General features: G+C 33.5%; 8 protein-coding genes. 3 read left to right on the top strand and 5 right to left on the bottom strand.

What is annotated here, in order from left to right; translation table 11 throughout:
* Positions 1–30: 30 nt before the first annotated feature.
* The 4 genes from C9I86_RS05150 to C9I86_RS05135 all read right to left on the bottom strand — a co-directional run bounded on the left by C9I86_RS05150 (position 31) and on the right by C9I86_RS05135 (position 5,917).
* Positions 31–1,134, bottom strand: a complete 1,104-nt coding sequence (locus C9I86_RS05150) for an EpsG family protein (RefSeq protein WP_107275826.1) — start codon at positions 1,132–1,134, stop codon at positions 31–33.
* A 93-nt stretch (positions 1,135–1,227) separates the two neighbouring features.
* On the bottom strand, positions 1,228–3,357 hold the full coding sequence (locus tag C9I86_RS05145; RefSeq protein ID WP_107275825.1) for a polysaccharide biosynthesis tyrosine autokinase: 2,130 nt from the start codon (positions 3,355–3,357) through the stop codon (positions 1,228–1,230).
* A gap of 387 nt (positions 3,358–3,744) precedes the next feature.
* Complete coding sequence (locus C9I86_RS05140; protein ID WP_158258917.1) at positions 3,745–4,677, bottom strand: glycosyltransferase family 2 protein; 933 nt, start codon at positions 4,675–4,677, stop codon at positions 3,745–3,747.
* Entirely contained in the window at positions 4,670–5,917 is a 1,248-nt protein-coding gene (locus tag C9I86_RS05135; RefSeq protein ID WP_107275823.1) for an oligosaccharide flippase family protein, read from the bottom strand. Before C9I86_RS05135 ends, C9I86_RS05140 begins: the two co-directional genes overlap by 8 nt.
* Before the next feature lie 622 nt (positions 5,918–6,539).
* Between C9I86_RS05135 and C9I86_RS05130 the strand changes: the two genes are divergently transcribed.
* The 3 genes from C9I86_RS05130 (at position 6,540) to C9I86_RS05120 (ending at position 10,697) form a co-directional block, all read left to right on the top strand.
* Positions 6,540–7,238 carry a DUF2786 domain-containing protein gene (locus tag C9I86_RS05130; RefSeq protein ID WP_080157350.1) on the top strand — a complete coding sequence of 233 codons (699 nt, stop codon included), beginning with the start codon at positions 6,540–6,542 and terminating at the stop codon, positions 7,236–7,238.
* A gap of 296 nt (positions 7,239–7,534) precedes the next feature.
* Positions 7,535–8,839 carry an inosine/guanosine kinase gene (locus tag C9I86_RS05125; RefSeq protein ID WP_107275822.1) on the top strand — a complete coding sequence of 435 codons (1,305 nt, stop codon included), beginning with the start codon at positions 7,535–7,537 and terminating at the stop codon, positions 8,837–8,839.
* Between the two features lie 424 nt (positions 8,840–9,263).
* Positions 9,264–10,697 carry an amino acid permease gene (locus C9I86_RS05120; RefSeq protein WP_107275821.1) on the top strand — a complete coding sequence of 478 codons (1,434 nt, stop codon included), beginning with the start codon at positions 9,264–9,266 and terminating at the stop codon, positions 10,695–10,697.
* Between the two features lie 88 nt (positions 10,698–10,785).
* Here C9I86_RS05120 and hrpA read toward each other — a convergent pair whose 3' ends face one another.
* Positions 10,786–14,700 carry an ATP-dependent RNA helicase HrpA gene (gene hrpA / locus C9I86_RS05115; RefSeq protein ID WP_107275820.1) on the bottom strand — a complete coding sequence of 1,305 codons (3,915 nt, stop codon included), beginning with the start codon at positions 14,698–14,700 and terminating at the stop codon, positions 10,786–10,788.
* Between the last annotated feature and the right edge of the window lie 44 nt (positions 14,701–14,744).

The following is a 14,744-nucleotide window of genomic DNA, read 5'->3' as shown; positions in this document are numbered from 1 at the left end:
ATTAAAGATTAGTAGATATATAATTAACAATTATTCCATCCAAAATGGTATATATGTATAAATAATACCTGAAGATAAGTTCTTATAAAAATTAAGTATAAATACACATGCAATAGAAATTTGAAATATATAATTACCTAACTTTGTTTTTTTCATAAAAATACCATATAATATTGAAGGAAAAAATATAAAACCAGTAAAACATAATATTTGCATTCTTATCAAAATAGGAACACCTATAAATACTAATGATATACATGTAGAAGCTAACATTGTTATATAAAGAAATTTATACCCAATATCTTTCTTCTCTCCTTTTTTATAAAAAAAAACCAATATTAGGCTTAATACAATAGAAAATAAAAAATTTATACCTAAAGTACTACCACTAATATTATCTGTTCCTTGATACCGTGTAAGTTGTGACGGCATAAATGATAATGTCATTAAATAATTTGCAGGCTTAAGTACAGAAAGAATAGAAGAAAGGCTAATCATCGATAATGCAAACTTCATACTATATAATCTTTCTTCCTTCATGAAATAAATAACAGATAATATAGTACTTATTATTAATGAAGTATTATGAAACATCACTGCAACAAAAAACAGACTTATACTTGATTTTACTTTTCCTTCTAGCATTTTCAATATTGATATTATTGAAATTAAGCAAGCAAAGCATAATCTAATTTGAGTGAAATCTCGAAACAACATAAACATAGATGCATATATAAAATATGATATCAATCTGAATTTTCCGGGTATATATGTAAAAAGAACATATAACAAAGCACTTAAACAACAAAAATCAAATAAAAATCTAAACTCAAAAAAATTGATACCACTCATATTAGCTAATTTTTCAAAGAATAAAAAACCAATTTCCTGACCAATTACTGATGAATATTCAGAAAGTTGGTCAAAAGGTACCATTCTCAAAGAATCAAAGACAAACTTATATACTGCTGCATCACGATCTACTGATAACCCCCGTGACGAAATAATAATATAGATTATAAATGATGAAATCAGCAAACATAATGTATTTATTTTAGGGCTAACGCTTGAAATAATTAATAATGAAACAATAATAAATGGTATCAAATCATATACAACACCAAGATTAGACATACTTAAAACATTCACAAGTTATATTTATAAAAATAAATATTCATTTAATTTAAAATGACATATCATCACAGTCTTAATATTCTCTATCATAATTTATTTTATATAATGAGAATAATCACACTTCGCACTTGCTTTTTCATCAATACCATTCATAACAAATCCAGCCATTTCCATATTATTTTTACTAAAACTATTCTTAACTGTCATTATTTCTTTTTCTGATGTTTTACTAAAATAGCCAATAAGTAAGCGTAAGGGTGAATAAGATCCAATAATAAGGCTATCAGATACAGCTAAACTAGCAGGTGTATCAATAAGTATAGTATCATAAACAACAGATACTTCTTTAAGTAATAATTCTAAACGAGATGTCATCAATAACTCAGATGGATTATTCACAACATTACCATTACAAATAATGTCAAGGTTGTTAATCTCCGTTTTTTGAATAATATCATCACTTGAAATATTACCTTTTAAATAATCGCTTAGTCCTAAAGATTGACTCAGACCAAATTTATCTTTTAACATGCCTTCTCGCATATCAGCATCAATAACCAATACTTTTTTATTCGATTGAGCAATTAGCACTGATAAATTAGCAGCAATAAATGATTTACCGACACCAACATCTGCACTACATAACACAACAAGATTTGTTGCCATCTTTTTTTGTAAAAAATACAAATTTGCACGTAATGTTCTTAAAGACTCAACAGTTAGATCTTTGTGTGCGCCAATTACTAATAATGAATTTTCTCCATTTTTATTTAAATTATATTGTTTCTTTGAAAATGGTATATTGGCGTAATTTTCCAAACCCAAAGCATGAACTTCATCAATGGATGTTACACCTCTTACCAACATATATTTTATAAGTACAATTGCAATAGAAAGAATAAGACCAACAAATGTAATCATCACAACAGCAATAGCTTTTCTTGGCTTAATTGAATTATCCAAACTATGAGCACTATCTAAAATAGTTGCATTTCCGATTTCCGTTTTCTCAACAACGCTTAATTCTTGTTCTTTTTGTTTTAATTGTGTATAAATCTGAGTGTTCGATTTTACAATACGAGTCAATCGTAATATTTCACGCTGAGTAACTGGCAATTTATCAATTTTTTTACTTAAACGTTCTTTTTCCGCAATTAATGCATTACGTTTACTTATTAATGCAATATAAATTGGATGCTTTTTCGTATATTTCGTCGCAAGAGCACTTTCTTTATATACCAATTCATTTAATTTAGAATCAACATCAGCTAATGCATCTAATGTTAATTTAGTCTCTTTATCAAAATCAATAGATCCATGCTGCTCTCGATATTTTTCAAGATTATTCTCTGAAAGCTCTAATTTCTGTTTAACGATTGGAATTTCATGCTTAAGAAACTCTAAACTACGTTCAGCTTCCATTGCATCTCGTTTTTTATTCATTAAAAGATAATTACTGCTAATATTATTCAAAATACGTTGAATCTTATCTTTACTTGCGCCAGTTAATGTAATTTTAACAATCCCAGTACCACCGATACCAGAGGCTTCTTTACCTACTTCAGTAATGCTCAATCTTTTTTGTAAATCTACAGCAGCAGTATATTGATCAACCTTTTTAATATTAAATTCATCACCATCCTTTGCTTTTATTGATGAAACAAGGATAGCTACCCCATTGCCAATAGCAAGCTTTCCAATACTCCCAAATAATGGTTTGTGACTAGACATATCGGTTAATTTATATTGACCACTTTTAGCATCAATGACTGTTAAAACGTATTCCTGATCATTATTATTCAATAACTCTAACTTTAGAATATCAACAAACTGAGGATCGTTCGACAAACGAGCTAGTCCAGCACCAATTATCGGAATGTTTTTAGGTGTTATTATTGTTGTTAAATTTAATTTTTTTACTGTTTTATCTAGTAACTTACGTGATTTTAGATACTCAATTTCAGATTGAGTACTATATGAAAAAGAAAACAAATCAGCAATATTTTCACCTAATGTTGTCATCCTATTTTTATCTTTATCAATCTTAATAACAACATCAGCTTGGTATATTGGTGTTGCTAATTTAGCGTAAGAAACACCAATAATAATAAAAACAACCGTAAAAAAAGCAATAAACCAATAATTATCTTTGATTAATTTAAAATACTCAAAAATATCTATTTCATCTTTATTAATCATTATATTATTTTGTATATCAAGCATAATAAACGCGACCTAATATCTATTATTAAAATAACAGATATATTCATTATAAAACAAAAGACATCTATAAATCATATTGAATACAACCTATTTCATTTATTATAGCAATAGATAAAATAGATTACAATATACCACAAGGGAATACATGGTCATTTAAACACTTAAATAATCATATTTTATTCCATAACAAAACATAAATATAACTCGCACTAGAGAATGATTAAAATTTCATATGTATACAGATACTTATATTAATAAAAATACTATATTTACACTTATAAATTCATCTCGTTAAATTAGCAAAAAACATAGCGGTACATTATATATATATATCACTCCTACACTGCAATATATTACCTTTAATAGGAGTGATAAAATAATTTAATATCAATAATAATCTTTTTTAGTAACAATTCTTAATCTATAAAACACAAATTTACTAAAGATTCTAAATATAATTGCTTTTGTGTTTTTTGAATTCATAATCATAGATATAGAAATTAATTTATTTGCTTTTTTCATCATATTCACAATATGATCATGATCTAAATGGTCAGCTCGCGCACATTTAGATAAAAATGATATATATTGTTCAGCTAAGATTTTTGAAAAATAAAAAGTGTCGTTTTTATATTCTTTAGAATAACGCTCCAATCCAAATAACGCATCATTAACATAAGATAAAGATACCGTATGTGTTATACTAGAGGACCTAACTCGATAATAAACAATAATATCATTTATCAATTTACAAGTTGATGCTTGATAAATAATCAAAGGTAAAATTAACTGGTCTTCATAGCACCTGCCATAATCGAATTCAAATCCATCGAATAATTTACAATTAAAAACATATAACCAACAATAGAAATTATTATCTTCAATAACATCATATTTACTCATCATCAGATTACTACCAATTGATGTGTTTAATTTATCTATTTCTTCTCCATCTATAAACTTTTTATATTTTAGTTTATACAAATCTAGCTTCGATGTTATGATTTCTTTTACTATTTTATTAACAATCCCATCAGCAAAAATATCATCAGAATCTAAAAAAGAAATATACTGACCAGAGGCTTCCTTTATACCGACATTTCTGGTTATAGAAATCCCTTTATTCTGTTGATTAATATATTTAAAGAAATATTTATCCTGATAACTTTCAATTATTTTACTAGAGCTATCTGTAGAACCATCATTGATAACTATAACTTCAATATCATCTGTTATTTGCTCAAAAACAGATTTCAAACATTCATCTAAGTATAATTCAACATTATACACAGGAATAATTATCGATAATAATTTAGACACACTCACCTCTAATAAATATCTTACGGAAAAGATTTTTTCTTATCACTACGAATAATAGTATTATAAAGCTTAAAAATTCACCTATAACAATAGAACTAGCCCCACCAATAGCACCATATTTATGAGATAAGAAAAAACACAATGGAATATGAATAGCTGCTATAACCATAGGCAAAATTGTATATTCTTTATTATACCCATGAGGTAATAATATATAATTACCTAATACAGTTGCTTCTATAGCTAACAATATTGTAAATGATAATACAATTAAAACCACACCTGCTTTTTTATATTCTTCACTATAAAAAACTGAGACAATTTCTCTATTAAATAAATATATAAAAATTATAATAGCAATAGATAGAATACCTTGAATAATAAAAGTTGTTCTTATTATTCGATATGCTTCATTTTTATTAGTCGCTAGTAATTTATTAACTCTTGGATAGATTACATTTCCCATAATAAAAAACACACCCAATACTGCACCTTTTAATCGATCAGCAGCAGAAAATAAGCCAACTTCAGTAATATTAGAAGATAAACTAATAATGATCGTTGTACTCATCGTATATAAGCTTATAGCAAAAGAAGCTAAAAATATTGGAGAAGCTTCATGAATTGATTTATAGACACTAAGATCTTTATATTTAACATTTACCAATAATTTATTTTTAATAATATAAAAAATCGCAAATAAACCAACAATAAAGTTTGTTGATGATTGAATAAATATTGCGATACCAATATCTGAACTATCTTTAACAAAAATAAAAAAGAACGGTAGTGAAACTAATTTAGTCATTACCATTAAAAAAGAAAGTACGGGTATTTTTTCAATGCCTTGAAAAAACCACATAGGTAATAAAACAGTACCAACCAACATTATTATTGAATAATATAACGTTGAAGAAAAAACATTATCCATATTGATCGATACTAATACAACAATCGTTAATATAGAAGCTAAACAGATTGCTATTTTAGCTATCATTGTCTCATAGAAAATAATGGATACTTTTACTTTATCATTTTGAACATCTGCTATCTTTTTTGTCGCAGACAAATTAAAACCAAAATCAGTTATCATTACAAAATATTGTATTGTTGATAAGGTTAAACCATATTTACCAAACCCTTCCACACCTAAAACTCGGCTTAAATATGGTAATGTTAACAATGGTATTAAATAATTACTCCCTTGAACAAATAACAAAGAAATCATACTTTTTAACATAAAATAACTACTTTAATAAGATAAAACCCAGAAATAATCATTAAATACATAACTGCATAACTAATTTTTTACTAACTCTATTACTGATACTTAGTATTAAAAAATATATACTTTATATAAAACGTTAATATGTTAAATATATTATTATTTAGATAACAAACTGAATCATAAAAATAGCTATTCTATCAGCTAGATAGCTTCCCTACAAGTTATTGATACTTGTTTTAAATTTAAAAATACGTATTAGTTATAAAATTTTACTTACTAATTATAATTAATAATTATATTTAAAGCACCCATTATAATTACGGTCAATTACACATCCAAATAGAGCATATAATATAGAACATCTATATAGCAATTAATTCCAATATTTTTATTTCATAAATGTTTAAATAATATAATAACAATCATAACTTTTGTTTTAAATATAAAATCGCGATAAGTGAAAAATAATATCAAATAACCTATTTTTACACTTCAAGCAGGATCTTTACTAACTAACATATCAACCTCCTATTGAATTTAGTCCCCATTCGCACCATTATCACAATTACGTACTTGTAGTATGAGGCCATAAAGCGGTAAAATATGTGCCCTCTTTTAGTCATGAGAATGTTTAATGTCAGAACAGAAGCGAAAGGCCCTCAAGAAAATTGCAAAATGCCTTGAGTTGGGTAATTCAGCAAATGTAAACGAAGCAGCCCAAGCCATTCGTATGGCTCACCGCCTCATGCTCAAATATGGTCTAGAAAAAGACGATATTGAATTCATTAAGATGGGCAAAACTAAGTCAAAAACATTATTGCCATCAGATATTAGTCCACAAATTCTAAAAATTATTCGTGGTATTAATCGTCGTTTTGGAGTTGAGTGCGTTCTAACTAATTACAAAGGTTTAAAACAAGCAGAGTTTATTGGTACAGCTGAGCGTGCTATTTTTGCCGCTTTTGCATTTGATATCGTTTATCGTGAAATGAACCAGCAAACAGGTCAATTCCGTAATAGCTTTGCAGGAACAGGAACGAGTACATCAGAAGTTACCCGTCGCGTATCCTCATTTTTAGCTGGTTGGCTTGAAGGTGCATTAGAAAAGTTACCAGTATTAAATACTGATGATGATCATGACCAACGTATGGCAAACTATATTGATAAACAGTTTGAAAATTTAGATCGTGAAACCTTTAAAAAACAACTTCAGGAAGCGATGAAGGCATTAACTGATGATTATGAAAAAGGTATGAAAAAAGGCCGTTCTATCTCAGTTAGCCGCCCAGTAGGTGGTACAAGTGCACAACAAGAGCTTAAACGCTTGAACTAGATTTATCGTTTCTAAACAAAAAAGCCGCTTTTGCGGCTTTTTTTATACATCGATCTTACTATAGCCAGTTATAGCAAGAAAAACTGCATGCTTTATTTATAGTTTAAAATCCCAATTGAACAATAAAAGCACCATTAAACTTACCTTATTAGCATCTAACCGTAGCTTTTTGAACAAGTCGTTTAAAAAAACGGCAAAAGAACCAATTTCAATGTAAGAACATCAAAGAAGTGAGATTTATCTCTCATTTTTATGATAGAATGAATCAAAATCCCTTATTTCTATAGCCTTTAGACATGAAATTTCCTGGTCAACGTAAGTCAAAGCATTACTTCCCTGTCAATGCTCGCGATCCATTGGTTGTTCAAATTCAACAAGAAAACCCACTAGCTAAATCACATCTTGTTGGCGTAGGTCAAACAATTGTGGATATTGAAGCGCGCGTCGACGATGACTTCTTAGCCAGACATGCTCTAAGTAAAGGCCATTCTTTAGTCCTTGATGAAGATAAAGCAGAGCTGCTATATCAAGAGTTAAAAGAACGTAAACTGATCAGCCATGAATACCCTGGTGATACCATTGGTAATACGTTACATAATTACTCTGTTCTTGCTGATGATAAATCCATCTTACTGGGCGTAATGAGTAAAGATCTAAAAATTGGATCTTACGCTTACCGCTACCTTTGCAATACATCTAGCCGTATTGATCTTGATTACCTACAACCTGTCTGTGGCCCTATTGGTCGTTGCTACACGTTAATCACGAAAGATGGTGAACGTACATTTGCGATCAATGAAGGACAGATGAACCAATTGCGTCCTGAAAGTATTCCTGAATGTGCATTTAAGCAAGCTTCTGCATTAGTCCTTTCTTCTTACTTGGTTCGCGGTAAACCAACCGACCCAATGAAAGATGCTGCACTTAAAGCGATTGAATTTGCAAAAAAGAATAATGTACCAGTTGTACTAACGCTTGGCACTAAATACGTAATTGAAGATAAGCGTGAATGGTGGATTGAATTCATCAAAGAACACGTAACTTGTATCGCTATGAACGAAGAAGAAGCTGAAGCCCTTACTGGCGAAAAAGATCCATTAATGGCTGCTGATAAAGCACTAGAATGGGTTGATATGGTGTTGTGTACTGCGGGACCTGCTGGTCTTTACATGGCGGGTTACACTGATGACGAGCTAAAACGCGAATCAACATTGCCATTATTACCAGGTCGTATTCCTGAATTTAATAAATATGAATTCAGTCGTCCAATGGCGAAAGCTGATTGTATCAACCCTGTTCGTGTTTACTCTCACATCTCCCCTTACCTTGGTGGCCCGATGGAGATAAAAAACACTAATGGTGCTGGTGATGCCGCTTTATCTGCCCTACTGCATGATATGTCAGCTAACCGTTTCCATAAAATCAATGTTCCAAATTCAGCTAAACACACTGCACAATTCTTGTCTTACTCTTCGTTCTCACAAATTTGCCAATACTCAAACCGTGTAAGCTATGAAGTGCTCATTCAACATGCTCCTCGTCTTTCTCATGGTTTACCTGAACGTGAAGACTGTTTAGAAGAAGCTTACTGGGAACGTTAACCAACACTGATTATCTTTTCCTAAAAAAGAGCGAATTGTCGCTCTTTTTTTATATCTCTATTTTGCTATAAATAACCCGTAGCTAATTATTCCCCTCTCCTTCTGTAATATATTGAAATAAATAATAAAGATAAAGAAACACGCCTAATAATAGTCATTTTTAGTGACTTTTCTGTCATATATACGATCAAATAACAAATTTTAACTACATCACATCGTCGACATTCAATGAACAACAAACTGTGATCAAGTTAAAGGAAAACGTTTTCATCACTACATTTTAGTAAAAGTTTTACTAAAATCCATTCCATGTTAACTGACTTCATTGCTTTAGTGCTTTGAGTCGGTAATTTATTTCTCGCATCCTTTGATAACCAGCTTATTTCTATCTACGTTATCATCGATCTGATTCATGGAGGATATTATGTCTGAATCTATGCGCGGTACAATTGGAAAGTTTGCTCTACTGTCGATGACATTTGCAGCTGTATTCAATGTCCGTAATATCGTTAACAACAACATTGAATTAGGATTAAGCTCAGCACCTATTTTTCTTTTTGCTACATTGGTTTATTTCATTCCTTTTGTTTTCATTATTGCTGAATTTGTCTCTGCCAATAAAAACTCTGAATCAGGTATGTATGACTGGATCAAAAAACCGCTGGGTACAAAAGCGGCTTACATGGGCTCATTCTTATATTGGTTTGTAAATCTATTTTGGTTTATCTCATTGTTGCCGAACGTTATTGCTTATGCTTCATACGCCATGCTTGGTTATGAATATGCGTTCTCACCAATGGTAACGTCAATGATTTCAATTGTTTTATTTGCCGCAGCGACGCATATATCAACCAAAGGTGCATCGTGGTTAGGTAAAATTTCAGAAATCGTTGCTTATGGTGTCTTTGCCCTATTTGCGGTTTATGTTATCGGTGCCTTAATGGCATTAAATGGTGACGCGCCGCCAGCTGAACCCATTACACTTGAAGCCATGACGCCAACCATTAATTGGGCAACATTGGGTATTATGTGTTGGATTTTCCAAGCAGCTGGCGGTGCAGAAACCGCAGCTGCTTATCTGAACGATGTTAAAGGCGGTCAGAAATCATTCATTAAAGTGATCATTGTTGCTGGAGTGCTGATTGGTAGCATGTATGCCATTGGTTCATTATTAGTTAACGTATTTGTGGCTCGTGGTGACTTAACCTATTCAGGTGGTATGGTTGAGATCTTCACCGGTATGGCCCATTACTTTGATATCTCGGCACCATTAGTCGGTCGTTTTGTTGGTGTCGTACTCTTTATTGCTATGTTTGGTGCAATGATGATGTGGACAGCTGCACCGGTTAAAATTCACTTCTCTGAAATTCCGGAAGGTGTTTACGGTGAGAAAACAACTCAGCTAAATGAACATGGTGTACCTGTTCGTGCTGCATGGTGGCAGTTTGGATTTGTATTAGTAATGCTAATTGCTAACGGTTTTGGCTCTGAGTCTGTTCAAGAAATGATGAGTACAGCAATTAACTTAACCGCAGGTACTGCAATGTTACCGCCAATCTTTATCATGGTAGCGTATTTTGTGCTCCGCCTTAAGCATGATGATACCCCACGTGAGTTCCGTATGGGCTCGCGCTTATTTGGTATGGGAATGGTGTCAGTTTTGATTGTTATCTTTATGGTAAGTATGACAGCTTCTGCTTTCCCTCCGGGTGTCGATCTTATTAAGGCATTCTTTATCAACGTGTTTATGACCGCTGTATTTGCAGGATTAGCTTACTTGTGGATCTCTCGCTTTGAGAAAAAAGCAGCCAAAGCATCAACATCAGTAAAGGCTAAAATTGCAACACAAACGCACTAATTAGACATATTCCCTCGAAAAAAAGGCCGATGCGGTTATCGCATCGGCCTTTTCATTTTAGGATTTGTATTACTACTAAATTAAGTGACTAGCACTCGTTAATCGCATTACGAACCCGCTTATCAGAAATCGGATAAGGTGTACCTAACTGTTGAGCAAAGAAACTTACACGCAGTTCTTCTATCATCCAGCGAATTTCTTTGACTTTATCAGGTATGGGTTGACCTTTAGGGATCTTGTTTAACAACTCGTTGTAGTCATTAACCACTGATTCAATTTTTAAAATATGAACCCGATCTTTATTAGGATCAATAGGTAGTTTCTCCATACGACGTTCAATGGCACGCATGTAACGTAAAATATCAGGTAAACGCTTCCAACCACACTCTGTCGCAAAGCCTTTAAATATTAAACTTTCAATTTGTGCTTTAATATCTGACATTGCAAACGCCATACGTAAATCAATACGGCCTTTTAAACGCTTAGAAATATTAAATGCCGTTGTTAGAATGGCTTCCACTTGCTTAGCTATCTCAACTACTGTATCGCCAAGTTCTGCACGAACATATTCTTTCAATGCTTCAAACGTTTCAGGCTGCCAAGCTAAACCGCCCTTTTGTTCGATGAGCTTATCAATACCACACGCAATGCAGTCATCAATCAAATCAAGCACACGACCGTATGGATTAAAATACAAACCTAACTTCGATTTATTCGGTAGGTTTGCATGCAAGTATTTAATCGGTGATGGTACGTTTAATAAAATCAAACGACGTTGACCTGCTTGCATAGCGTTGTGTTGTTCTTCTTCGGTTTCAAACAGTTTAATACCAACAGAGTCTTTGTTATCTGTTAACGCAGGGAACGCTTTAACTTCAAACCCACTACGTTTTTGTTGGTAACGCTCAGGTAATGCACCAAAGCTCCATGTTTTTAAACCTTCTTGCTCAATATCATCATCAGCCACTTGTGATAAGGTCTCTTGTACCTTTTCTTTCAAGTTTTCTTTTAAGCCATAGATATCTTTGCTTTCACGCAGTTTACGATTGCGATGATCAACGGCACGATAGGTAATTTTAAGGTGATCAGGGATCTGATCTAAATTCCAATCTTCGCGCACTAAGGTTACGCCACTCATTCGCTTTAACTCTTTCTCAAGAGCATCAAGTAATGGCATTTCCATTGGCTTAACACGCGCAAGAAATGCATCTGCATAATTAGGTGCAGGCACAAAGTTACGGCGTAACGGTTTAGGTAATGATTTAATTAATGCAATCACTAATTCCTGACGTAAACCCGGAATTTGCCAATCAAAACCATCTGGTTTCACTTGGTTTAAAATTGCTAACGGCACATGAACCGTCACACCATCGTTATCTTCACCCGGCTCAAATTGATAACTTAATTTAAGCTTCAAGTTTCCTTGATGCCAGAAATTAGGATAATCAAGATCCGTTACATGGCTTGCATCACCACGGAAAAGCATTTCACGTTCAAAGTTAAGTAGCTCTGGGTTTTCTTTTGAGGCTTTTTTCCACCAGCTATCAAAGTGACGCCCAGAAGTTACCTGTAAATCAATACGTTGATCGTAGAAGTTAAACAGCTCATCATCATCAATCAAAATATCGCGACGACGAGACTTATGCTCAAGCTCTTCAACTTCACGCAATAACTTACGGTTTTGTTGGTAGAACTTATGCTTGGTTTCCCAATCCCCTTCAACTAATGCGGAACGAATAAATATTTCACGTGATAACGCGGGATCAATATTGCCGTAGTTAACTTTACGCTTACCAACAACAGGGATGCCATAAAGCGTGACTTTCTCAAACGCATGTACTGCGGCTGATTTTTTCTCCCAATGCGGTTCACTGTAACTACGCTTGATCAAATGCTCAGCTAATGGCTCTACCCATTCAGGCTGGATTTTGGCACCAATTCGGCCCCATAAACGCGAGGTTTCAACCAGTTCAGCCACCATTACCCACTTTGGCTGTTTCTTGAAAATGCCCGATCCAGGGAAGATATTAAAGCGAGCATTACGCGCACCTTGATATTCGTTCTTCTCTTGATCTTTCATACCAATATGAGACAGCAAGCCACTCAACAGTGCGATATGAATGCCGTCATAGCTAGCTTCATTACCATTCATTTTTAACTCAAGCTCTTTGACTACTTGATTAACTTGGTAATAGATATCTTGCCATTCACGAATACGTAAATAGTTTAAGTATTCTTTCTTACACAAACGACGGAAATGGTTATTAGATAATTCTTTCTGCTGTTCTTGAATGTAATCCCATAAATTCACAAACGTGACAAAATCAGAATCTTTATCGTAAAAACGACGGTGCTTTTCATCTGACTGTTGTTTTTTATCTGATGGACGCTCACGTGGATCTTGAATGGATAACGCACAAGCAATGATCATCACTTCACGTAATGAACCTGTTTTAGGTGCTTCTAGTACCATACGAGCTAAACGCGGATCGATAGGCAAACGTGCTAACTGACGACCAAGATTTGATAAACGCTTACGTGGATCGGTTGCAGTAGGGTTAATTGCCCCTAATTCTTCAAGCAGACGAATACCATCTTGAATATTGCGATTATCAGGCGCTTCAACAAATGGGAAGGCTTGAATATCACCCAAACCAATCGCAGTCATTTGCAGAATAACTGACGCTAAGTTAGTACGAAGAATTTCTGGATCAGTAAATTCTGGGCGTGATAAGAAATCATCCTCAGAATATAAACGAATACAGATACCTTCTTGCACACGACCACAACGCCCCATACGCTGATTAGCACTGGCTTGTGAAATTGCCTCAATCGGTAGACGTTGAACTTTGGTACGGTAGCTATAACGGCTAATACGCGCAGTACCGGGATCGATAACGTATTTTATACCAGGTACAGTTAGCGAGGTTTCCGCTACGTTAGTCGAAAGCACAATTCGACGACCGTTGTGAGACTGGAAGACTCTATTTTGTTCATTAGCTGATAATCGTGCATACAGCGGCAGAATTTCAGTATGACGTAAATTACGCTTTTCTAATGCATCAGCAGTATCACGAATTTCACGCTCACCGTTCATGAAGATCAGAATATCACCCATGCCTTCATCGCACAGTTCATCAACCGCATCAAAAATAGCATCGAGTTGATCGCGATCTGTATCATCGCCATCTTCAACTACTGGGCGGTAACGCACTTCCACAGGGAAGGTACGGCCTGATACTTCAATAATAGGTGCATTATTAAAGTGCTTTGAAAAACGCTCAGGATCGATAGTGGCCGATGTAATAATAACTTTTAAATCTGGGCGCTTAGGCAATAATTCGCGTAAGTAACCCATGATAAAGTCGATATTAAGACTACGTTCGTGCGCTTCATCGATAATAATGGTGTCATATTGACTTAAAAAACGGTCGTGCTGAATTTCAGCCAGCAAAATACCGTCAGTCATTAACTTAACGTGGCTGCGCTCAGAAACTTGATCATTAAATCGTACTTTATAACCGACATGTGAACCCAGTTCACACTCCATTTCCTCGGCAATACGTGTTGCAACAGAACGTGCAGCTAAACGACGAGGCTGGGTATGACCAATCATACCGTGAGTACCACGACCAAGCTCTAAACATATTTTAGGTAACTGGGTCGTTTTACCTGAACCAGTTTCACCTGCAACGATAACCACTTGGTTATGTTTAATTGCTTCTGCAATGTCGTCTTTTTTCTGACTAACAGGCAGTTGAGCAGGATAAATAATTTTAGGGCGATGATTTCGACGTAATTCTACCGTCTGCATTGATTTAGCAATATCTAACGCAATTTCATCAAATACTGCATGCTTAGATTTTTCATTTTTAATTCTTGATGCGCCTTGTACACGTTTGTGTAGACGAAAACGATCGCGCATCATGCAATCTTTAATCGCAGACTTTAATGTTTTTTCATTATTTAACACGTCTGCTTGAGTTTGATTCGACTGACTCAATGTAATTCCTGTCTTTTCAATGACTAATGATACCGACCATTCAA

The organism is Photobacterium sp. NCIMB 13483, from assembly GCF_003025475.1.
GTDB lineage: Bacteria > Pseudomonadota > Gammaproteobacteria > Enterobacterales > Vibrionaceae > Photobacterium > Photobacterium piscicola.
The sequence above is the reverse complement of the archived record's forward strand: the minus strand, read 5'-3'. Positions and strand labels throughout refer to the sequence as shown.